At 67.3% G+C, this 20,849-nt stretch carries 22 protein-coding genes; 15 read left to right on the top strand and 7 right to left on the bottom strand.

Going from position 1 to position 20,849, the window contains the following annotated elements; genetic code table 11:
* The 6 genes from GONAM_RS12080 to GONAM_RS12105 form a co-directional block, all read left to right on the top strand.
* Window positions 1-761, top strand: a 761-nt coding sequence (locus tag GONAM_RS12080; protein ID WP_006867038.1) for an HNH endonuclease signature motif containing protein, incomplete at its 5' end; no start/stop codon positions are given.
* Window positions 762-893: 132 nt separating this feature from the next.
* Complete coding sequence (locus GONAM_RS12085) at window positions 894-1,718, top strand: alpha/beta fold hydrolase (protein WP_006867039.1); 825 nt, start codon at window positions 894-896, stop codon at window positions 1,716-1,718.
* A gap of 22 nt (window positions 1,719-1,740) precedes the next feature.
* Entirely contained in the window at window positions 1,741-2,616 is an 876-nt protein-coding gene (locus GONAM_RS12090) for an aldo/keto reductase family oxidoreductase (RefSeq protein ID WP_006867040.1), read from the top strand.
* Between the two features lie 86 nt (window positions 2,617-2,702).
* Window positions 2,703-3,272, top strand: coding sequence for an ATP-binding transcription factor AbmR (abmR, locus tag GONAM_RS12095; protein ID WP_006867041.1), 570 nt, complete (start codon window positions 2,703-2,705; stop codon window positions 3,270-3,272).
* Window positions 3,273-3,306: 34 nt separating this feature from the next.
* Complete coding sequence (locus GONAM_RS12100) at window positions 3,307-4,185, top strand: DMT family transporter (protein ID WP_006867042.1); 879 nt, start codon at window positions 3,307-3,309, stop codon at window positions 4,183-4,185.
* A gap of 62 nt (window positions 4,186-4,247) precedes the next feature.
* On the top strand, window positions 4,248-5,495 hold the full coding sequence (locus tag GONAM_RS12105) for a lipase family protein (RefSeq protein WP_006867043.1): 1,248 nt from the start codon (window positions 4,248-4,250) through the stop codon (window positions 5,493-5,495).
* Window positions 5,496-5,519: 24 nt separating this feature from the next.
* Here GONAM_RS12105 and GONAM_RS12110 read toward each other — a convergent pair whose 3' ends face one another.
* Both GONAM_RS12110 and GONAM_RS12115 read right to left on the bottom strand, forming a co-directional pair.
* Window positions 5,520-5,732 (bottom strand): hypothetical protein, encoded by a 213-nt coding sequence (locus GONAM_RS12110; RefSeq protein ID WP_006867044.1) that lies wholly within the window; start codon window positions 5,730-5,732, stop codon window positions 5,520-5,522.
* A 169-nt stretch (window positions 5,733-5,901) separates the two neighbouring features.
* Window positions 5,902-6,306, bottom strand: a complete 405-nt coding sequence (locus GONAM_RS12115; protein WP_006867045.1) for a four-helix bundle copper-binding protein — start codon at window positions 6,304-6,306, stop codon at window positions 5,902-5,904.
* An 86-nt stretch (window positions 6,307-6,392) separates the two neighbouring features.
* Between GONAM_RS12115 and GONAM_RS12120 the strand changes: the two genes are divergently transcribed.
* Complete coding sequence (locus tag GONAM_RS12120) at window positions 6,393-8,732, top strand: molybdopterin oxidoreductase family protein (protein ID WP_051992548.1); 2,340 nt, start codon at window positions 6,393-6,395, stop codon at window positions 8,730-8,732.
* A 52-nt stretch (window positions 8,733-8,784) separates the two neighbouring features.
* Here the strand turns inward: GONAM_RS12120 and GONAM_RS12125 are convergent, their stop codons facing one another.
* From GONAM_RS12125 to GONAM_RS12135, 3 genes are all read right to left on the bottom strand, one after another.
* The gene (locus GONAM_RS12125; protein WP_006867047.1) at window positions 8,785-10,209 is read right to left on the bottom strand and encodes a lipase family protein; all 1,425 of its coding nucleotides are present in this window, start codon (window positions 10,207-10,209) and stop codon (window positions 8,785-8,787) included.
* 95 nt (window positions 10,210-10,304) lie between these two features.
* Window positions 10,305-10,925, bottom strand: coding sequence for a TetR/AcrR family transcriptional regulator (locus tag GONAM_RS12130; protein WP_006867048.1), 621 nt, complete (start codon window positions 10,923-10,925; stop codon window positions 10,305-10,307).
* A 4-nt stretch (window positions 10,926-10,929) separates the two neighbouring features.
* Entirely contained in the window at window positions 10,930-12,531 is a 1,602-nt protein-coding gene (locus tag GONAM_RS12135) for a Rieske 2Fe-2S domain-containing protein (RefSeq protein WP_006867049.1), read from the bottom strand.
* 127 nt (window positions 12,532-12,658) lie between these two features.
* On the opposite strand from GONAM_RS12135, the gene GONAM_RS12140 reads away from it, so the two are divergent.
* The 4 genes from GONAM_RS12140 to GONAM_RS12155 are packed head-to-tail and all read left to right on the top strand — an operon-like array spanning window position 12,659 to window position 15,742.
* Window positions 12,659-13,273 carry a TetR/AcrR family transcriptional regulator gene (locus GONAM_RS12140; RefSeq protein ID WP_006867050.1) on the top strand — a complete coding sequence of 205 codons (615 nt, stop codon included), beginning with the start codon at window positions 12,659-12,661 and terminating at the stop codon, window positions 13,271-13,273.
* 35 nt (window positions 13,274-13,308) lie between these two features.
* Window positions 13,309-14,067: a lysophospholipid acyltransferase family protein gene (locus tag GONAM_RS12145; RefSeq protein WP_006867051.1), complete on the top strand. Its 759-nt coding sequence runs from the start codon at window positions 13,309-13,311 to the stop codon at window positions 14,065-14,067.
* Between the two features lie 17 nt (window positions 14,068-14,084).
* A complete protein-coding gene (locus tag GONAM_RS12150; RefSeq protein ID WP_006867052.1) occupies window positions 14,085-14,912 on the top strand; it encodes a lysophospholipid acyltransferase family protein in 828 nt (275 codons plus the stop codon).
* The gene (locus tag GONAM_RS12155; protein ID WP_006867053.1) at window positions 14,909-15,742 is read left to right on the top strand and encodes a Cof-type HAD-IIB family hydrolase; all 834 of its coding nucleotides are present in this window, start codon (window positions 14,909-14,911) and stop codon (window positions 15,740-15,742) included. Before GONAM_RS12150 ends, GONAM_RS12155 begins: the two co-directional genes overlap by 4 nt.
* Before the next feature lie 19 nt (window positions 15,743-15,761).
* On the opposite strand, the gene GONAM_RS12160 is transcribed toward GONAM_RS12155, so the two are convergent.
* Window positions 15,762-17,378: a peptidoglycan recognition protein family protein gene (locus GONAM_RS12160; RefSeq protein ID WP_006867054.1), complete on the bottom strand. Its 1,617-nt coding sequence runs from the start codon at window positions 17,376-17,378 to the stop codon at window positions 15,762-15,764.
* A gap of 458 nt (window positions 17,379-17,836) precedes the next feature.
* Between GONAM_RS12160 and GONAM_RS12165 the strand changes: the two genes are divergently transcribed.
* Window positions 17,837-19,324, top strand: coding sequence for a SpoIID/LytB domain-containing protein (locus GONAM_RS12165; protein ID WP_006867055.1), 1,488 nt, complete (start codon window positions 17,837-17,839; stop codon window positions 19,322-19,324).
* Here GONAM_RS12165 and GONAM_RS12170 read toward each other — a convergent pair.
* A complete protein-coding gene (locus tag GONAM_RS12170) occupies window positions 19,321-20,007 on the bottom strand; it encodes a GAF and ANTAR domain-containing protein (protein WP_006867056.1) in 687 nt (228 codons plus the stop codon). The two genes, GONAM_RS12165 and GONAM_RS12170, sit on opposite strands and share 4 nt — an antisense overlap.
* A 162-nt stretch (window positions 20,008-20,169) precedes the next feature.
* On the opposite strand from GONAM_RS12170, the gene GONAM_RS22675 reads away from it, so the two are divergent.
* From GONAM_RS22675 to GONAM_RS22680, 3 genes are read left to right on the top strand one after another with little or no spacing between them, the layout of a single operon-like run.
* The gene (locus GONAM_RS22675) at window positions 20,170-20,346 is read left to right on the top strand and encodes a hypothetical protein (protein ID WP_157159156.1); all 177 of its coding nucleotides are present in this window, start codon (window positions 20,170-20,172) and stop codon (window positions 20,344-20,346) included.
* A gap of 47 nt (window positions 20,347-20,393) precedes the next feature.
* Window positions 20,394-20,525, top strand: a complete 132-nt coding sequence (locus GONAM_RS23035; protein ID WP_280985363.1) for a hypothetical protein — start codon at window positions 20,394-20,396, stop codon at window positions 20,523-20,525.
* Window positions 20,526-20,529: 4 nt separating this feature from the next.
* The gene (locus GONAM_RS22680) at window positions 20,530-20,736 is read left to right on the top strand and encodes a hypothetical protein (RefSeq protein WP_167330273.1); all 207 of its coding nucleotides are present in this window, start codon (window positions 20,530-20,532) and stop codon (window positions 20,734-20,736) included.
* Window positions 20,737-20,849: the final 113 nt, after the last annotated feature.

Raw genomic sequence — 20,849 nt, forward strand, 5'->3', positions numbered from 1 at the left:
CCGGGGCACCAGGGATCGGTTGGGTCGACGGCCACGGCATCGTCTCCGACGAGCACGTCCGTGACCTCGCCGACCGGCCCGACGCGACCATCACACCCGTCACCCCGGTCCGCACACCACCGACGCGCGTTGTCGCAGAGCGGCCGACGACAAAGACTTCCGACGGTCCGGATAGCCCCGTCGAGCCGAGATCGGCCGATGCCCCGCCGGCAGGCATGGTGATCGTCTTCCCGGGTGCACAATCCGCCGATCCGTATCGACCCACCGCTGCGTGCTCCGACTTCGTGCGGGTTCGTGACGGCTACTGCACCGAACCCGGTTGCGGATGTTCGGCTTTCGACTCCGATCTCGACCATGTCACCGAGTACGACCGCACCAACCCTGCCCAGGGTGGGTCGACGGCGAGTGAGAATCTGAACGCGAAGTGCCGGTTCGGGCACCTGCACAAGACGTTCGGTGATTGGGTCGATGTTCAGTACCGTGACGACGAGGGTCGCCTGGTCACCGAATACCGGACTCCGGAGGGGTTCGTCATTCCTGGCGACGCCGAGAATCTCGAAGACTCGTTCCCGAACCTGCGGCGCATTCGCTACGAGCAACCACCCCAGGCCCCACCCACACCACGGGTGATCGCGGGCGACGACACCCCGCCCGCCACCAACCGGCTCGCACAAAAACACGCGCGCCGGCGAGCCGAACGTGCCCGCAACCATCGGGAACGCGAGCGACGTCAGCAGATGGACGGACCTCCGCCCTTCTGAAGTCCTACTGACCTGAGTCGGTCCAGGAATCGGAATGCAGTCACTTGACGGAGGCTATGAATCCCTCCCGCGGGCGACGCTTGAGCGGTCATCGACCAACGCCCTCACCGGCACGACCGTCAGGAATCCGCCATGCCATTCGTCACCACGACCGACGAGGTCGAGATCTTCTACAAGGACTGGGGGAGCGGTCAGCCGATCATGTTCCACCACGGTTGGCCCCTCAGCTCCGATGACTGGGACGCCCAGATGCTGTTCTTCGTTCAGCAGGGTTACCGGGTCATCGCCCATGACCGCCGCGGCCACGGACGCTCGACGCAGGTCGGCGACGGCCACGACATGGACCACTACGCTGCTGACGCCGCAGCGGTCGTCGAACATCTCGACCTGCGCGACGTCATCCATGTCGGCCACTCGACGGGCGGTGGTGAGGTGGCCCGCTACATCGCACGCCACGGTGCCGATCGCGTTGCGAAAGCCGTTCTCATAGGGGCGGTTCCGCCGATCATGGTGCAGACCGAAGCCAACCCGGGTGGCCTGCCGGTCGAGGTCTTCGATGGTTTCCGCGACGGGGTCGCCGGCGACCGCTCGCAGTTCTACCTCGACGTCGCGTCGGGACCGTTCTACGGATTCAACCGCCCGGGCGCCGAGGTTTCGCAAGGCGTCATCTGGAATTGGTGGCGCCAGGGCATGGCCGGCAGCGTGAAGGCGCACCACGACGGGATCAAGGCGTTCTCGGAGACCGACTTCACCGAGGATCTGAAGGCCATCGGCGTGCCGACGCTGATCCTCCACGGTGACGACGACCAGGTGGTCCCCATCGCCGACTCCGCCGAACTGTCGGTGGAGCTCGTCCCCGGCGCAACACTGAAGGTGTATCCCGGTCTGTCGCACGGCATGTGCACCGTCAACGCCGCGACCATCAACGCCGACCTTCTCGACTTCTTCAAGAACTGACTCACCACCCCGAACGAAAGGCATGATCGTGAACACTTCTCTCGCACTCCCCGGCGGCACCTGGACTCTCGGCGATACCACCGTGACGCGCTTCGGTTACGGCGCAATGCAACTGGCCGGGCCGTGGGTGATGGGTCCGCCAGCCGACCCCGACGCGGCACGCGCCGTGCTCCGCGAGGTCGTCGAGCAGGGCATCACCCACATCGACACCAGCGACGCCTACGGACCTCGCGTCACCAACGAACTGATCCGAGAGACGCTGCACCCGTATCCCGAGTCGTTGTTCATCGCGACGAAGGTCGGCGCCAACCGGGATGCCGAGGGTGGTTGGCCGCCGGCGCGGACACCCGAGGATCTCCGTAAACAGGTGCACGAGAACCTCCGCGCCCTGGACGTCGAGGTGCTCGACCTCGTCAACATGCGGATGGGCGACACGCTGGGGCTGCAAGAGGGTTCTATCGCCGAGGGGATGGAAACGCTCGCCGACCTGCAGCGCGAAGGGCTGATCCGACACCTCGGGGTCAGCAACGTGACCGTTGAGCAGGTCGCGGAGGCACGCTCCATCGCCCCGATCGTCTGCGTACAGAACATGTACAACCTCGCCCACCGCGGCGACGACGCCCTCATCGACGAGCTCGCTGCCGACGGCATCGCGTACGTCCCGTTCTTCCCGCTCGGTGGATTCTCGCCGCTGCAGTCCGAAGCGCTGTCCGGCGTCGCCACGCGGTTGGGCTCGACGCCGATGTCCGTTGCTCTGGCATGGCTGCTCCAGCGCTCGCCGAACCTCCTGCTCATCCCGGGGACATCGTCGAGCGCCCACCTGCGAGAGAACATCGCCGGTGCAGGACTGCAGCTGACCGACGACGACATCGCCGAACTCGACACCATCAGCGCCTGACGAGGACCGGCAAACAAGCTCGTGACTTCTCGCCGCAACGGGTGTAACACTGTAATCATGTAATACGCCCGCGCGAGGAGGCGGCCATGAGAAACGCACAACAGGGGAACCGAGGGCCGGGCGGTCGTCGAGGAGGTTGGCAGCAAGCCGAACTGCCCGACGCCGGAGACGCCGCCGCCTGGTTCGCCGGCCGCCTACCCGACGCGTGGTTCTCCGGACCGGCCGAGGTCACCGTCGACCGTGACGAGATCACCGTCATCGGAACGTTGGAACCTCCGGAGACCGGCGACGATGCTGACGCACGGGCTGCAGCGCAGGGGCGGGCGGCGAGGTTCCGCGAGGACACCCGCTCCGAACGGATGTCGATCGCCGACGAGGCGCAGGCCCGCTACGCCCGAAAGGTCTCGTGGGGTGTCGCCGTCGGGGACGAGCGAGTCCTCTTCACCCACCTCGCAGTACCGGTCATGACACGGCTCCGTCAGCCGGAACGGCGCGTTCTCGACACCCTCGTCGACGCCGGCGTCGCCCGATCGCGGGCCGACGCACTGGCCTGGTCGGTCAAGCTCGTCGGCGCCCACACCGAGGAGTGGCTGGGCAAATTGCGTGCCGCAATGGACGAGGTGGACAACTTGCGTGCCGAAGGTCCCGGTCTCTGACGGAATTTCTGGCTGAAGCGGGGATACTGATCCGATGCTGATCGGAATCCTCGCCGCCATCTTCGCGGCGCTCGCCTACGGAACGGCCTCGGTGCTGCAAGCACGGGGCGCGCAGAGCGTCGACGACACCGGTGCCGGGCCGGGTGAGGCGCCGTCGTTGCGGTCGACCATCTCGGCCATGCTGACGGTGGCGTTCATCGCGGGAATGGCGCTGGACGGCATCGGATTTCTCGGCAACATGGTGGCGGCGCGGATGATCCCGCTGTTCCTCGCGCAGCCGATCGTCAGCGCCAACCTGGTGGTGACAGTGGTCCTGGCCACGATCGTGCTGAAAGCGAAGCTGTCGCAGCGCGATTGGATCGCGATCGGCGTTGTCGTGGTGGCGCTGGTGCTGCTCGGATTCGCGGCCGGCGACGAGGGACGTAAGCACGAATGGTGGCTGCACTGGGCTGTGCTCGTCGCGGCGGTGATCATCCTCGGGCTCGGGGCGGCGATCCTGCCGCGGATGCAGAGCCGGGTCGCCGTGCTGGCCGGCCTGTCCGGTGGTGTCCTGTTCGGTGTTCTCGCCGTCGCGGTCCGAATTCTCGACGGCCTCGACCCCTTCGATCTCGGCGAACTCTTCACCGACCCGGCCCTGTACGCCATCATCCTGGCCGGGCCGGGCGGGTTCTACATGTTCACGGTCGCCCTGCAGAAGGGGGCGGTGAGCGCGGCGTCGGCGTCGCTGGTGGTCGGCGAGACCGTGGTGCCGGGCGTGATCGGGATCGTCGTCCTCGGTGACACCGTCCGGGACGGGTGGGGACCGGTCGCAGTGATCGCGTTCATCGCCGCCGTCATCGGCGCGGTGGTCGTCGCCATGTCGCCGGTCGTCGAGGAGGTCGAACGGGCGGGGGAGAGCACACCGGTCGGCTGAACTGTGCCAGGTATGCTCCGGAACCCGTCCGATATCCGGCAACAACGGCATCATTACTGCTCATGCGCCTGATGCTGCGGTTCCTGGTGACGTTGACCTCCGTGATCGGCCTGGGGGTCTCCCTGTGCCTGGTGGCCCAACCGGCAACCGCCGCGCCGGTGCCGAACCCCGTTGCGGCGCCGGGTCAACTCCCGTCGCAGGACCCGTTCTACGTCCCGCCCCGCGGTTACGAGAACCGCGCGCCGGGCGCGATACTGCGCACCCGCCAGGTCCAACTCGGTTGGCGCGGAAGGGATGTGCCGATCTTCGCGACGCAGATCCTGTACCGCAGCACCAACAACTTCGGCAACCCGACGTCGACGGTCACCACCGTCGTCTCTCCGCCGGGTGTCGGGCCGGGGGCACCGCGTCGTCTGGTGTCCTACCACTCCTTCTACGACGCGCTCGGCTCCCAGTGCGACCCGTCGTACACCCTCCGCGGCGGCAACATGTCCGAGCGGCCGATCGATATCAGCCTGATCGCCGGTCTGATGGCTGCCGGGTACACGGTGTCGGTACCCGATTACGAGGGACGTGGTCTGCGTTGGACGATCGCGCGCGAATCCGGCTACGCTGCACTCGACGGTCTCCGGGCGACGCTGCGTCAGCTCCGTGCCCCGGCACGAACGCCGATCGGATTGTTCGGCTACTCGGGCGGATCGGTACCGACCGGGTTCGGTGCGGAGCTGGCGCCGAAGTACGCGCCGGAACTCAACATCATCGGGGCAGCCGCCGGTGGAGTGGTCGTCGATCCCATCCACAACCTGGGCTACGTCAACGGCAAGCAGGACTGGACCGGAGTCATCCCGGCGCTGATGGCGGTCTACGACGAGACCTACGGCCTGAACCTGCCCGACTACCTGTCCCCGAAAGGCACCCGCATTCTGCGCCAGGTGGCGGGGCAGTGCATCGAACAGTTCGCCGACGCGTACCCGGGGCTCACCGACCGTCAGCTATTGAAGCCCGGGGTCGGTGGCATCCTCGACGTTCCCGGTGCACGCCGGGCACTATCGAAGAACGTCATGGGGACGCTCGGTACCCCGCGGTCGCCGATGATGCTGGGAGTCGGGAACTCCGACGGCGTCGGTGACGGGGTGATGATCACGGCCGACGTCGCACGTCTGGCCGGAAGTTTCTGTCGACGCGGTGTGCCCACGACTTTCACGGAATACCGCGGTCTGTCACACACGGCGGCGTTCATCCCGTGGAGCGTCGAGGCTCTTGCATTCCTGGACAACCGGTTCGCCGGACGACCGACGGGAGGCTGCTGAGGCAGCCGCCCGCCGGCCTCGGGATCACTCCGCGTCGGCAGAGGGGTGCTTGTTGGTGCCGCCGTCGGACACCTCGAAGTTCTTCCACTCGCCGTTGTCATGGACCTGCATGACGGTGCCGAGGCTGTCCTCGGGTGCGGCGACGGTCTTGAACCAGTCGTATGCACTGGTGGCGTCATCGAAATCCTTCTCCTCGATGACCTTTTCGTCGGAATCCACGACGCGGTACTGAGCCATGTTCTTCTCTCCTCACTGTCGGGTTCGACCGGGGCGCCGCTGATGTGGCGCCTCTCTCGACCGTATTCGTCTGCCTACCCAGGCCCGTCCGACGGCAACCATCGACGTCGGATCGTGCCCGGCCGACAACGCATCCATAACGATCGCCGGCGGCGGGGTTCGAGCCCGATCAGCCGATGACGTCCAACAGCGCGCGGCAGGCCTCCTCGCAGCGTCGGCAGACGTCGGCGCAGATGCGGCAGTGCTGGTGCATGTCGGCGTGTTTGGCGCACTCGTCGGCGCACGCCCGGCACGCGACCGCACACGCCTCCAGCGTCTCCCGCACCACCGCGATGCTGGCCTCGGTGCGTCGGAGCAGCACTCGTTCGGTGATGGAACACAGGTCGGCGCAGTCGAGGTCGGCGCGGATGCACTCGACCAGATGCTCGACGCCGCTCTCGCCGAGGCATGCGTCCGCGCACGAGGTACAGGCCTGCGTACATTCGGCGCACGCCTGGATGCAGGCCGCGAGCACAGCGTCATCGATGTCGTCGCGGACAGGATGTGCCTCGAGTATCTCGGTGACAGTCGTCAATGGTTTCTCCCCGTCGATGTCAGTTGGAAAACGCGTACCCGCGGTACCCCGGAATGAAACTGATAGCGATGGGTACCCGCCCGGATATGTCCGGCAGTGATGCGACAAGCAGAATCCAAGACCCCTGGGGTCGGCGCACTCCGTACGGTCCAGGTGAGGACTGGCCCACCCGCGTCGATCAGCACCTCGCCGACGGCGTCACCACGGAGACGGTCGAGCGGTGGGTCCGGACGGCGTCGGTGTTGCATTCCAACGGCGACGGGCTCGACATCGCGGTGGCCGACAATCGCATCGTGGGGGTGCGCGGGCGTGCTGACGACCGGGTGAACCACGGCCGTGTCGACGTGAAGGACCTGTACGGGTGGCAGGCCAGTTCGTCTCGCGACCGGTTGACACGCCCACGCATCCGGAAGAACGGGCAACTCGTCGAGTGCTCGTGGGACGTGGCGATGGATCGGATCGTCAAGCGCTCTCGTGAACTGCTCGACGACCAGGGACCGTCGGCGATCGGCTTCTACACCTCGGGCCAGCTGTTCCTCGAGGAGTACTACACACTGGGCGTGATCGCCCATGGTGCGATCGGCACCAATCACGTCGACGGCAACACACGGCTGTGCACCGCCACCGCCGCTGAAGCTCTCAAGGAATCGTTTGCCAGCGACGGTCAACCGGGCAGCTACACCGACATCGACCACGCCGACGTGATCGCGCTCTTCGGTCACAACATCGCCGAGACCCAGACGGTCACCTGGATGCGAACCCTCGACCGGCTTGCCGGACCGAACCCTCCGCAGATCGTCTGCGTCGACCCGCGCCCCACGCCGGTCGCACGGCACGCGACCGTCCATCTCGCTCCGCTGCCCGGCACCAACGTGGCCCTGATGAACGGGCTGTTGCACGAGATCATCGCCAACGGATGGATCGACGAGGACTACATCGATTCGCACACAGTGGGTTTCGGTGCACTGCGCGAGATGGTTGCCGAGTACCCGCCCGAACGGGCCGCCGACATCTGCGGCGTCGACGCCGACGAGATTCGCCGTGCTGCCCGCGTTCTCGGGACTGCGAAGAAGCTGGTTTCGACGGTGCTGCAGGGTTTTTACCAGTCCAACCAGGCGACCGCAGCCGCGGTGCAGGTGAACAATCTCCACCTGATCCGCGGAATGCTCGGCCGACCCGGATGTGGCGTCCTGCAGATGAACGGGCAGCCAACTGCCCAGAACACTCGGGAATGCGGTGCGGACGGCGATCTCGCCGGATTCCGGAACTGGGCCAACGAGGACCACGTCGCCGAACTGGCGCGACTGTGGAACGTCGACAAGGACAAGCTCTCGCACGATGGCCCGCCGACGCACGCGATGAAGATCTTCGAACTCGCCGAGGAGCGATCCCTACGAATGTTGTGGATCTCCGCGACCAATCCGGCTGTGTCCCTGCCGGAGCTGTCGCGCATCCGCTCGATCCTGACTCAGGAAGGTCTGTTCGTCGTCGCCCAGGACATGTTCACCAACGAGACGACTGAGCTGGCCGACGTGGTACTCCCGGCCGCGGGGTGGGGCGAGAAGACCGGGACCTTCACCAACGCCGACCGCACCGTCCATCTGTCGGAGAAGGCGGTCGCACCTCCTGGTGAGTCACGCCCTGACCTCGACATCTTCCTCGATTACGCACGGCGAATGGGCTTCCGCGACAAGGACGGTGCCCCGTTGCCCTCCTGGACCGATGCGGCGTCGGCCTTCGACGCATGGCGGGAATGCAGCGCCGGACGCCCCTGCGACTACACGGGGTTGTCCTATGACCTGCTCCGGGAGCGGGGCGGCATCCAATGGCCGTGCACCGACGAAGCCCCCGACGGCACCGAGCGGCTCTACGCGGACGGGGAGTTCTACAGTGCGCCCGACTACTGCGAGTCGTATGGCAAGGACATCGTGACCGGCGACCCGGTGAAACCGGACGAGTACCGCAAGCTCAATCCCGATGCCAAGGCGCTCATCAAGGCGGCTCCCTACCTGCCACCCGGTGAAATCCCCTCCGACGCTTACCCGTTCTCGCTGATAACAGGTCGGACGGTGTATCACTTCCACACTCGCACGAAGACCGCGCGCGCCCCGGAACTGCAGGAAGCGGCGCCGGACGTATGGGTCGAACTCTCGGCCTCCGACGCCGACGCCCGGCACATCCTGGACGGCGACCTGCTCGCGATCACCAGCCCCCGGGGCACCATCACCGCCTCGGCGCGCATCACGGGCATCCGCCCGGGCGTGCTGTTCGTCCCGTTCCACTACGGGTACTGGGATTGCGACGCCAACGGACACGAACGGGCCGCCAACGAACTGACCCCCACCGACTGGGATGTCGCGTCCAAGCAGCCGATCTTCAAGACCGGCATCGCGTCACTCGCCCTGGTGCGGCCGGGTCGCCGGTGATGCGGGGTGCACATCACCGGCGACTCCCCGCCGCGCGGGCCGGAGCCGTGCCCTAGGGCAGGCGCGGAGGATTACCGAGTTCCTGGTTGATGGCCAGGGCCAGGTTGTTGCCGACGAGGTTGACGAATGCCCGCCAGGTCTTCGGGTCGAGGGCCATCGAGCCCTGATCGGCGGTGGTGCAACCGATTCCGGCCGGTCTGCCGTCCAGCCGATCCCGCATCCACACGATCCCCGGCGCGAAACCCTCGATCGCGAGCGAGATGTGCTCACTGAAGTGGTCGCGGACGTATCGGACGCTGGCGTCCGGGTCGGCGCAGTAGGTGCGCACCAATTCGTTCACCGGGCCGACCGGGGCGATCCAGTCGGGATTCGACTGGTAGATGAACATCGGGAACCGCGGGACATGCTTTCCCATCTTCAGCTGCCCCAGCACTTTTCGCGGCGTCGGGTAGCTCAGCGGGTCAGGTAGGTTCACCAGGCCCTTGATGTCCACGAACGGTGCCAGCGCTGCCTGGTAGGTGAGACACAACGGATTCTTGCTCGCGAGCAGCGCCTTTCCGAGCGGATTCAGATTGCGCTGCAGGAACCGGTCGAGTTCGGGGTACTCGCGGCTGACGCCGATGATGCCGGCGAGGATGAGCCCCGACGCGGCGTTCTTGTCGGCCAGGTCCACCATTGCCCGGATGTCCGCGGGGACACCGCCTTCGGCCGCACCGACGATAGGCAGCTCCGGCGCGTACTGCTCGTGGAGCTCCGCGGCCCAACCGGTCGCGATCGCTCCGCCGGAATAACCCATCATCCCGACCCGCAGGTCCTTCTTCAGTCCGAGCGGCGCGAAATCGCGTGCGCCGCGGATGCCGTCGAGGGTGATCCGTCCGGCGAGAGGGCCCGCTGCGAAAGCAGATTCGGGTCCCTGGTGGTCGGGGATGACGACCGACCAACCGGCGCCGACCAGCGAGGTGATCTGCAGGACCTCGTAGGCGGAGTCCACCGACCCGGTCAGCTGACCGGGGATCGATGCCTGCTGCAGCGCATACGACGGTGAGCAGTACAGCGCGGTCGAGTCCTCGGCGGACTGCCATGACACCAGCTTCGACGGTCCGGGCTTCGCCGGACCCTTCGGTTTGAGAACGGTGGCGACCGCGGGGATGGCCTCGCCCCGGGTGTTGGTCGAGCGGTAGGAGATCTGCCAGGCGTCGACGTTGATCGGGATCACCGACAGCGCGGCGAGGTGGACGCGCCGGGCGGCGATCAGCTCGCCGGGCTTCTTGTCCGCGTATGCCGACGCAGGGGGTAGGTAGAAGTCCTTGTCGAACTCGGGGATGGCCGGCGGGACCGGAAACGGGAGGGGCGGTGCAACGGGCACGGCGGCGGCGGTCCCGGCGCCCAGTGCTGTGCTGCTGACGAGCGCGAGAGCCAGCGCTGCGATGAATGTTCGCAGGCCACACCTCGTTCTCCCGACTGATGTTCGACCCATGAAGCCCCCCTCGAGATAGTGAGACGCCTGTGTCTCACACTTCGAGCGAAGATACATCGATGTGTGCCGGCGCACAATCGTCGGGCAGTGAGACGCTAGAGCTCAGCGAACGAGAGCAGGATGTCGGAGAGGACCGAGACGATGTCGTCGAGCGGTGCCGGGTCCGGCGACACGCTCCAGCGGTGGACGAGCCCGGTGAGCGCTCCGACGTAGGCGATCGCGAGGTGGCGTTGCCGTTCGCTCGGTGCGCGCCCGGCGAAGTCGGCCATGGCCGCGACGAAGAACTCGACCCATTCCTCACGCCCGTCGAGGCGGTGCTGCTCGACGCGGGAGCTCACTCCCACGATCTGGACGAACGAGACCTCCGCACGACGCGGGTCGGTGCCGACCGAGGTCATGTAGGCGCTCATCGCCGCCGTTGCCAGCCGCCGCAGATCGCGGGAAGCCATGCCCGCCAATGCTTCTGCGACGGCGTCGCGCGCCGCGTGCTGGATCTCGTCGTACAGCGCGACGAGCAGGTCCTCGCGGTCGCTGAACTCCTCGTAGAACTGCCGGCGCGAGAGTCCGGCGGCCCGGCAGATGGAGGTCACCGAGGAGCCGGCGTATCCGGCGGCACCGGTGAACTCGACGAGGGCGGCGTCGAGGAACCGGCGCCGACGCTCGGCAGCGCGATCGCTGACCGGCCGCCCGGCGTAGGTCCGTTCGGACGCCGTCATCGCGTCAGTCGAGCTTGCTCGCGCGCAGCTCGTGGCCCTTCGACGTCAGGCAGCGGCCCGAGGTCAGATCCCACTGCCAGCCGTGGAGGTTGCATGTCAGCTTCTCGCCCTCGATGACGCCGAACTTGCCGAGGTCAGCCTTCAGATGCGGGCAGCGACGCTGGATCTCCCAGCCGTCCTTGGTGATCGACGCCGAGTCGTCGTGGGCCTCGGCGAACCAGCCGTCGGCGTAGGCGATGCGCTCGTCGGTCAGGCACTTGAAGAACGTGTAGAGGTACTCGTTGTATCCGCCGATGCGCCACGTGGTGAAGCGCGTGGACAGGAAGATGGTGTTCACCCAGTCCGGCTCGTGGTCGCGGAGAACCGTGCGCACGAGTTCGGTGGCGATACGGAAACCGTAGCGGTACTTGCCTTCTCCCTCTTTCGGCTCACGCACGATGCGGTTGGGGAAGTCGAGCACCACGGTCTCGGTGGCGTCGTTCGCCGGACCGCCACCCGGGGTCATCACCAGGCCGACGGGGTAGCCGATGCCGTCGCAGACCAGGTCCGACTGAGCCATGATCGGCTCGAAGAGTTCGCGGAGTGCGCCGATCAGCGGCTCGCCTTCGGCGGGTGCCCAGGTTGCCTTGTCCGCGGCGATGACCGGGGCGAACTTCTCCTTCATCCGCTCGAGGTAGGCGCGCTTGTTCTCGCCGAACACGTCTCCCGGGGCGTACGGGTGGCTGACCTCGTTGAGTGTCGAACCGGTGAAGTCGGCGACCGAACCGGAGACCATCATCAGGCCGCGATGCTTCTCGCCGTCGTCGGTGCCGTGGATGCGCATCTGCTCCAGGAAGGTTTCCTGGTCCGGGAAGATCGAGGTCTTGTCGGCGGTCTCCCCGGAACCGAAGTCGTTGAGGTAGAACAGTTCCTCGTCGAGGAACATCGGCGGACCCGCCGACGGCACGACCCAGGTCGCGCCGACCTGCTCGATGTACGAACGTGCACGGTCCATTCCGCGCTGACGCTTCTGAGATGCGAAGTTGGCCTTCGACTTCCGCGGGATGTCGTAGACCATCGGGTACCAGATGGCGCCCGAGTACTGCAGGAGGTGGACGTCGACGTGACCGAACGCGTCGTCGATGACGTCGAGGTCGATCGGGCGGGCGTCGTTCATGTTGAAGCAGACGGTCTCGCCGTCGGAGACGATCAGGCCGCTGTCGCCGATCGGCCCGTCGGCCGGCGCGCGCAGCGCGATGATCATGACGTCGAGCGAACCCTTGTCGTTCGTGACCGTCGTCTTCACCGAATCCGTGGTCTCGATGAACTTGGTGAAACCGAGCTTCTCGAGTTCACGACGCAGGTCCGGCACCGGGTAGTCGGGGAGCAGGACCGTCGCATCCTTGTTGACGTTCTCGCGCAGGTTCTTCTCGTCGAAGTGATCCCGGTGGAGGTGCGAGACGTAGAGGTAGTCGCAGTTGCCGAGTGTCTTCCAGTCGAGTTCGGAATTGTCCGGGAACGGCACCCACGAGGCGAAGTAGGTGGGGTTGACCCAGGGGTCGCAGAGGATCGATCCGGCGGTGGTCTGGATGTGGAAACCGGCGTGACCGATGCTGGTGATCTGCACGAAGAGGGCCTTTCCTGGTGTGCGCGGGGCTGCGCGTCAAAGCACTACAGTCCTCCAATGTATCGAGCCGCGCGGACCGCCCGCGTGGGCCATGAGTCCCACCCCGCGCAGATGCGACGATGAACACATGAGTTCGGGCAAGCTGTGGCGCGGGCAGACGCTCGAGGACCGGTCCACCGACCGGCGCGAGCAGATGCTCGCCGTCGCCGAGACCCTGCTGGGGACCGGCGGCACCGCCGCGGTCACGATGCGGGCCGTCGTGCGCGAGGCCAATCTCAGTCCCCGCTACTTCTACGAGAGCTTCTCCTCGACCGAAGAGCTGGTCACCGCGGTGTACGACCGTGTCACCGGCCGGCTCCTCACCCGGGTTGCGGGCCTTGAACGGTGTGCCGATCCGCGTGAGAACGTGCGTGCACTGCTGGAGATCTTCCGCGAGTTCTTCCAGGACGAGCCGGGGCAGGCCCGCATCCTGTTACGCGAGCCGCTTGCCGACGACGTCCTCCGCGCACACCGCGCGGCCACCGTCCCCGGATTCGTCCAGGCCGTCCTGGCCATGGTCACCGACCAGGACTCACTCGCCCCCGAACGCGTCGCCGTGATCTCCTCGGCGCTCACCGGGGCACTCGTGGCGCTGTACCTCGACCACATCGACGGTCGGCTCGCCCTCACACCCGAACAGCTCTCCGACGCCGCCGTCGACCTCGTGTTCGCCGTCACCCGCACAGGTGCCGCGGACGCCTGACCTGCCACACCCGATCACTGGTTAAGCTTTCCGGCATGGAACCCGTCTACGACACCGTGATCACCGCCGCCCGCCTGCTCTGGCTGGCCGAAGGTCTCAAGTTCAAGGTGTCGGGCGTCGAGCACGTCCCGGCCGAGGGCCCCGGCGTCGTCGCGATCAACCACACCGGCTACCTCGACTTCACCTACGCCGGCATCCCCGCACATCTGCAGGGGCGTCGCAAGGTGCGGTTCATGGCGAAGAAGGAGGTCTTCGACAACAAGATCTCCGGCCCGATCATGCGCTCGCTCAAGCACATTCCCGTCGACCGCACCGCCGGTGCCGACAGCTACCGGGCTGCTGTCGAGTATCTCAAGCGCGGTGAGCTCGTCGGTGTCTACCCAGAGGCGACGATCAGCCGCAGCTTCGAGCTGAAGGCATTCAAGTCGGGTGCGGCACGCATGGCGATCGAGTCCGGTGCACCGATCATCCCGACCGTCATCTGGGGTGCCCAGCGCGTGTGGACCAAGGGCCACCCGAAGCGGCTCGGCCGCACCGGCTACCCGATCTCGATCGGGGTCTGCGAGGCGCTCGAACCCACCGGCGATCCCGACGCCCTCACCGCCAAGCTGCACGAGGTCATGAGCGCGAAACTGCTCGAGCTGCAGGACGCCTACGGCGAGCACCCCAAGGGTGAGTTCTGGGTTCCGGCACGCCTCGGAGGGTCGGCGCCGACGCTCGAGGAGGCGAACCGTATGGACGCCGAGGAGCAGGCCGAACGCGCCGCCAAGCGCGCTCAGCGTGACAACCCCTGACCGTTAACCTGGGAGGCATGAGCAGCGGGCCGCGTCGAGGACGGGAGCCGGTCTACCGGACCCTGGAGATCATCGCGAACACGCTCGTCCGCGCCCAGGGGCTCGACCTGCACTTCACCGGGATCCAGAACATCCCGGAGACCGGCGGGGCGGTGCTGTGCATCAACCACACCGGTTACGTCGACTTCATCCCGGCCGCGCTGGGAGTGCAACGTGCCGGCCGGCGGACGCGGTTCCTCATCAAGTCCGAGGTGATGGATGTCGCGATCATGCGCTTCCTGGTCAACCACACGAAGACCGTTCCGGTGGACCGGTCCCGCGGCGCCGACGCCTACCGCGCCGCACTCGAACGCCTCCGCGACGGCCACATCGTCGCGGTCTACCCGGAGGCGACGATCAGCCGCAGCTTCGAGCTGAAGGAGTTCAAGAGCGGTGCGGTACGCATGGCCGCCGAGGCCGGGGTCCCGATCGTCCCGGCGATCGTGTGGGGAGCCCACCGGCAATGGACCAAGGGCGGCCCCCGGAACATGGGCCGACGCCGTATCCCGGTGCACGTCCGTTACGGACTGCCGTTCACCGTCGACCCCGGCGAGAAACCCGAGCGCGAGACCCTGCGGTTGCACGAGGTGATGGACTCCATGCTCCACGAGGTCCAGGACGCCTACGGCCCGCACCCGGCCGGCGAGTTCTGGGTACCTGCCCGGCTCGGCGGATCGGCCCCCACACCACAGGAGGCCGCGGTCATCGAGGCCGACGAGGCGCTCCGCAAGGCCGAAGCCCGCGCCCGCAAGGCCGCGGCGAGACAACGCGAGGCCACCCAGGCCCGAGACAGAGGAAACAGATGACATTCGGTCCACCCACCCTCATCGCCAGCGACGTGGACGGAACACTGATCGACGACGAGAACCGGGTGTCGTCGCGAACCGTGTCCGCGTTGTCGGCGGCCCGTGCGGCGGGCGTCGAGTTCGTGCTCGCGACCGGCCGCCCGCCCCGGTGGATCGCCGAGATCACCGACCAGTTCGCCGGCACCGACGCCTTCGTCCGATACGCCGTGTGCGCCAACGGCGCCATCATCTACGACGCCGAGCATGACCGGGTCCTGTGGTCGGCCAACCTCGAATCCGACGCCCTCGTGAAGCTGGGGGAGATCGCCTACCAGCAGATCCCGGGGTGCGGTATCGCCGCCGAACGTGCCGGCCGGTCGGCGCACGACGCCGCGACGCCGCCGTTCGTCGCGAGCGCCGGATACGAACACGCCTGGCTCAACCCGGATCACGTCGAGGTCGGCGACGACGAGGTGTTCAGCGAACCGGCGGTGAAGCTGCTCGTACGCAAACCGGACATGCCCAGCGGCGAGATGGCCGCGCGGTTGCAGCCCTTCGTCGGCGACCTCGCCCAGGTGACCTTCTCCACGGACAACGGCCTCGTCGAACTGTCGGTGCCGGGTACGCACAAGGCCTCTGGACTCGCGCGCCTCTGTGAGGCCACCGGTCTACCCGCCGACGGCCTGATCGCCTTCGGCGACATGCCCAACGACGTCGAGATGCTCACGTGGGCGAGCCACGGCGTCGCCATGGGACACGGCCATCAGGCCGCGCTCGACGCCGCCGACGAGATCACGGTCGGCAACAACGACGACGGCGTCGCGAAGGTGCTCGAGCGCTGGTTCGCCTGAACCGAGCGGCTCGCGCGGCTCACACTGCCGGCGGACCGGACTCCGGCGCGGGGCCGGGCGCCTGCTCGGGTGCTCCGGGCTCGCCCGGCGGTGCTCCTTCCGGAGTCGCCTCGGGCGTCGCCTCCGGGGCCGGCGCCGCGCCACCTGCCAGCGCACGGACCTGCTCCAGCGCCGCGTAACCGTGCACGCCAGGGCAACTGGTGCTGTTGTAGTCGCGGTGGCCGGAGATCATCGGCAGGTTGGACTGCGTCCCGGCCGCGAACTTGGTGCCCGCGAAACCCTCCGACATCAGGGTCGCCGTGCCCGCGGGGTTCAGACCCGCCTTGCCGAGTCGCCAGCGCAGGAAGCGTCCGGCCGCGGCGACCGCCGCCGCGGTGGGCGGCACCTCCTCCAGGTTGCCGATGAACGACAAGCCGACCGTGTCCTTGTTGAACCCGCCGGTGTGGGTGCCCTCCACGTTGCGGTCGAGTCCGCCGAACGCGCCTTCGAAGATCTGTCCGTACTTGTCGACCAGCACGTTGTAGCCGATATCGCACCAGTTCAGGCTTTGTGCGTGATAGGCGTAGATGCCGCGCACGATCTCGACCGACTGCTGCGGGGTGTAGTCGTTGCTACCCGCGGTGTGGTGCACGATCGCGCCCTTGAGCTGCGGCGAGTACACCGGCTGTGAACAGCGGATCCCCTCGTCGGCACCCCACTGCTGACGCGCGACCACCTGCGGTCCGCCGGTCAGCGGGGACAGCAACGACGAACCCAGCGACAGCAGACCCTCCGGGCTGATCAGCGTCGCCTTGAGGGTGTTGAGGGCCGTCTCGGCCAGCTTCGTCACGATCTCGCTTCCGGAGCCGACGGCCAGCTGGGCCAGGTCGCCGCCCTGGGTCTCGGCGGCCGGGATCGCCAGGCCGTCCTTCGACGCGGCGACCTGCACCTCCCGCGCATCGCCGACCCACACCGGTTCGGTGCCCGCCGGTTTCTCGGCACTCGGCGCGCCGCCTTTCGAGATCTGCTCCAGGACCGTCCACGGACTCCACTTCCCGTCGGGCTGCTTGGCGCGCAGCTTCAGGTCGACGTCCACAGGGCGGTCCCAGGTGAAGGCGACCATCTTGATGGGGTCCTCGCGCACGATGTGCGTCACCGCTGCACCCACCTCGCGCCCGTCGCGCATCGTCGTGACGGGAGGGGTCGTGGTGCTCGTCGGAGCGGGAGCCGGATCATCGGTCTCGGTCGTCGACGGCGCAGGCGCCTCGGAGGAGGTGGGCTCGGGTGCGCTCGACTCGGGTGCGCTCGACTCGGGTGCGCTTGACTCGGAAGTGCCCGGTGTGGAGGGGCTTGGCACGATGCCCTTCGGCAGCGGGACCGTCAGATCGGGGAGTGGGAACGCATCGGGATCGATCTCCGGCAGCGCGACGCCCGCGGCGGCGAGGCCCGACGACGCGACGTCGAGGATGGCGGCGGGCAGCTCACGCAGCGGCACCTGCTCGATCTCGGTGTTGGCGATCTTCTGCTTGTTGTCGACGAGCCGGGGGTCGCCGGCCTGCGGGCCGGAGGTGCTCGCGATCACCGCGAACGGACTCGCGACGACCGCCGCGGCGATGGCCGCGAGAGCGATCGAATGCTTCGGTCGGGGGTAACGCACTGGGGGTCTCCTCGCCGGAGGTTGTCCGGTCATCGATGCGATGCGCAGCCTCACACGCCGGGCGGGCGTCGAGGCGTGCTCGGTGTCGGCCGCCATCGTGATGCGGGACGGCCCTCCATCGACACGACACACGCCGACGCCGGACCACTCGTGACTCTCTTGTTACCTATGAGGCCAGTGTTACTGGTGTTATTGGTGAGGTCACAATCGGAGTCACAACTCGTGATCCGGTTGTGATCCGCTCGACTTGGTGAACGCGAATGAGGTTCACTAATGTCACGTAAGTCCCAATCGTCACATCGGCCACGATTGAGTGAAAGTTGTAGCTCTAAGACAACTTCTGAGGCTGGTGTCGTCGCGACCGAAGGATGTGTTCTGCAGTGAACGAACCCCGACCCAGACGGCTCCTGCCGGGGAGGCCGGCGACCGGCTCCCGGCCCGCACGGACTCGCGGAAAGTTGCTGACCTGGGCCGCGGCCGGGCTCGCGCCCGCACTGCTGGCCGGAGGGCTCGTCGCTGCGAGTTCAACGGAATCGACCCTCGGGGTCGAGCTTTCGGTCGGGTCGACGGTGACGCTGATCGGACACGGTCATGGCCACGGCCGCGGAATGGGGCAATGGGGTGCGTACGGCTACGCCCGTAAGGGCTGGTCGGCACAGCAGATCCTGCGTCACTTCTACGGTGGAACCACCGCGGGGAAGGTGGACAGGCCCGAGATCATCGTGGCCCTCACGGGTCAGAACTCGGTGAATGTGCATGCGGACGCCGGAATGCGCGTCGGAGGTCAGACGGTGGCTCCCGGACAGGCGGTCAGCTTGTCCGGGGGCACGGCCACCATCCGCAGCGGCTGCGGCGGCGGTGTGATCCGCTCCGTCCCGGCCACGTTCGTCGAACCGCTGAGTATGGCGCCGAACCGGCCGGCGGCCGAGTTCCTCAAGTTCTGTGGTTCCGAGAAGGCTTACCGAGGCGCACTCGGCCTCGAAGGTGGACGCGTGGTCAACCGCATCCACATCGACGACTACGTCAAGGGCGTCATCCCGCGCGAGAGCCTGCCTGCCTGGGCAGACTCCGGCGGTGCCGCGGCACTGCAGGCGCAAGCCGTCGCCGCCCGCACCTATGCACTCGCCGCGATCGCCGGCGGTAAGAAGATCGACGACACCCAGAACTCCCAGGTGTATGGCGGCGTGTCCGGCGAGGACCGTCGTACCAATGTGGCGGCCGACGCGACCGCAGGTCAGATTCTGCTGCAGAACGGCCAGCCCGCGTTCACCGAGTTCTCCGCCTCGACAGGTGGCTTCTCGGCCGGCGGTCGCTTCCCGGCCGTACCCGACGAAGGTGACACGGTCTCGCCAAACCACAACTGGACCGTGACCATCTCCGCCGGCACCATCGGCTCGGCGTTCGGTGTCGGTGCACTCCGCAGCTTCGAGGTCGTCGAGGCCAACGGCCTCGGCGCGGAGCACGGCCGCGCGATCAAGGTCCGTGCCGTGGGTTCCGGCGGAACCTCCGAGGTCTCCGGCGAGGAAGCCCGCACCAAGCTCAAGTTGAAGTCGTCGTGGTTCACCGTGCAGGGCCAGCCGGCGCCGCGCATCGTCAAGCCGCCCACCGGACCGTCCGGGCCCTCGCTGGGACTCGACTTCGGTAGCTTCGGTCAACTCGTCGACCAGATCATCCCCGGTGGGGCGAAGTTCCTGGAGATCGCCTCGTCGGCCATGGACGGCAAGTTCGCCGATCTCGGCGGCCTGTCCGGTCCGCTCGGAGAGGCGATGGGACTCCCGTCGCTGACCCCCGACGCCGCCGGCGTCACGCAGGTCTACGAGAAGGGGATGATGTTCTTCACCCCGGCCACCGGCCCGCGCGTCCTGGTCGGCAAGAGTCTCGCAGAGTTCCAGGAACGCGGCGGCATCCCGGCGCTGGGGTTCCCGAAGGAAGACGGGCTCGGTTAGGAGCTCTCCGGACCGGCCACGACGATCTGCGCAGCGACATCGACCAGCTTGGTGTTGGTGTCCTGCGACAGTCGGGCGAGCAGCGCGAATGCCTCGGTGGCGTCGAGCTTGTAGCGCTCCATGATCATGCCCTTGGCCTGACCGATGATGTCGCGTGAGCTCAGTGCGGCCCGGAGCTGCTGCTTCTCCTGGATGGCACCGAACGCGGTCGCGGCGTGCGCGGCGAACAGTTCGCCGAGCTGGCGCGCCTCGGTCGGGAACGCGTGGGGACGGGTGCTGTGCAGGTTCAGCGCGCCGAAGTCGTCTCCGTCGATGTACAAGAAGAAGCAGGCCATCGACCGGATGCCGATGTCGGCGGCGGCCGCGGCGAACCGCGGCCAGCGTTCCTCGACGTGCATGTCGTCGATCCACACCGTCACGTCGTTGACCGCGGCACGGATGCACGGCCCTTCGCCGAGTTTGCGCTGCAGCTCGTCGGCCTCGCCGCCCAGGTCGCCGATGACGACGGGGGTCTCGACCACGCCGTCAGACACGAGTGTCACCGACGCGTATTCCGCGCCCGGGATGGCGTCGACCGCGTACTTCGTCATCGAGCGCACGGCGGCCTCGGTGTCATCGCTTTGTTTACGCATCTCGCCGGCGATGCGCGTCATCTGCGCTCCGAAGTCCGACAACTGGGTCACTCCTGCCTCCTTGGGAGACCGCATTTCGCGCGTCTCAGCCGGCACGACAGCTGAGCGCAGGAAACGGAACACTCGTTTGTCGAGAATCTATTATGCCGGATCGTATAACCGCGACGAATCGATGAGTCCCTCTCGTTGCGCAACCGACCGTTCAGGTGACAAATGGAGAACATCGAGCCGGAAATCGGTGTCGGAGTACGACGTCGAGGTCACCATCGGAGTTCCGGCCAGGGCTGCGTGGACGTCGTCGCCGGACTGTGGGTACTCGTCGAAACGGTCCGGTGTTCGGTGACCATCGGCCCGGGGCCGGGCGTCGTCCGTCGAATCCGTCGGGAGTGACGATCCCCACGAAACCGTCGGCCCGGAGTCGGCGGTCGTCGACGTGGGTGAGCAGCCAGTCGGGCGGCACCGCCGAGTCGGCATCGGACGTCGGGAATCAGGTGGTGCCGGCCGTCGTCGGTGATGCAGCGGCGAAGCCCGTCCGAGGCGCGGTGCCGACGCACCTGGCCGTCACGTAGACCCTTGTCTGTGGGCAGGGACGGTGCCGGCGGAGTCGTCGTCGCAGGAGCCGAGGGCCACGATCACCTGCACCGACGGTCGGACGGCGGCGATCGCGGCGTCGAGTGCGGCCAGACACCAGGGGGCAGCGCCTGCTCGTTGTGGGCGGGCACCACGACCGCGATGTCGGTGATGGCGGAGCCACCGCGGGAAGTGGTGTGGCGGCCCTGAGTGCCGACAACTGGAGTCGAGACGTCACGGTGCCCCGAACCACCCGAGAAGCAGAGGAACCGGCCCGATGTCTGCAGACCGACGATCGAACATTGCCCGGCGACCACCGTGGC

Origin of the sequence: Gordonia namibiensis NBRC 108229 (genome assembly GCF_000298235.1) — a bacterium.
In the GTDB taxonomy this organism is placed as follows: domain Bacteria; phylum Actinomycetota; class Actinomycetes; order Mycobacteriales; family Mycobacteriaceae; genus Gordonia; species Gordonia namibiensis.

Bases quoted from the DNA above. Each gene is read 5' to 3' on its own strand.
- abmR (WP_006867041.1), top strand. From the start codon at position 2,703: ATGAGAAACGCACAACAGGGGAACCGAGGGCCGGGCGGTCGTCGAGGA.
- GONAM_RS12145 (WP_006867051.1), top strand. From the start codon at position 13,309: ATGGAACCCGTCTACGACACCGTGATCACCGCCGCCCGCCTGCTCTGG.
- GONAM_RS12150 (WP_006867052.1), top strand. From the start codon at position 14,085: ATGAGCAGCGGGCCGCGTCGAGGACGGGAGCCGGTCTACCGGACCCTG.
- GONAM_RS12085 (WP_006867039.1), top strand. From the start codon at position 894: ATGCCATTCGTCACCACGACCGACGAGGTCGAGATCTTCTACAAGGAC.
- GONAM_RS12130 (WP_006867048.1), bottom strand. From the start codon at position 10,925: ATGACGGCGTCCGAACGGACCTACGCCGGGCGGCCGGTCAGCGATCGC.
- GONAM_RS12120 (WP_051992548.1), top strand. From the start codon at position 6,393: ATGTCCGGCAGTGATGCGACAAGCAGAATCCAAGACCCCTGGGGTCGG.
- GONAM_RS12100 (WP_006867042.1), top strand. From the start codon at position 3,307: ATGCTGATCGGAATCCTCGCCGCCATCTTCGCGGCGCTCGCCTACGGA.
- GONAM_RS12105 (WP_006867043.1), top strand. From the start codon at position 4,248: ATGCGCCTGATGCTGCGGTTCCTGGTGACGTTGACCTCCGTGATCGGC.
- GONAM_RS12140 (WP_006867050.1), top strand. From the start codon at position 12,659: ATGAGTTCGGGCAAGCTGTGGCGCGGGCAGACGCTCGAGGACCGGTCC.
- GONAM_RS22675 (WP_157159156.1), top strand. From the start codon at position 20,170: ATGGAGAACATCGAGCCGGAAATCGGTGTCGGAGTACGACGTCGAGGT.
- GONAM_RS12090 (WP_006867040.1), top strand. From the start codon at position 1,741: ATGATCGTGAACACTTCTCTCGCACTCCCCGGCGGCACCTGGACTCTC.
- GONAM_RS12110 (WP_006867044.1), bottom strand. From the start codon at position 5,732: ATGGCTCAGTACCGCGTCGTGGATTCCGACGAAAAGGTCATCGAGGAG.
- GONAM_RS12125 (WP_006867047.1), bottom strand. From the start codon at position 10,209: ATGGGTCGAACATCAGTCGGGAGAACGAGGTGTGGCCTGCGAACATTC.
- GONAM_RS12155 (WP_006867053.1), top strand. From the start codon at position 14,909: ATGACATTCGGTCCACCCACCCTCATCGCCAGCGACGTGGACGGAACA.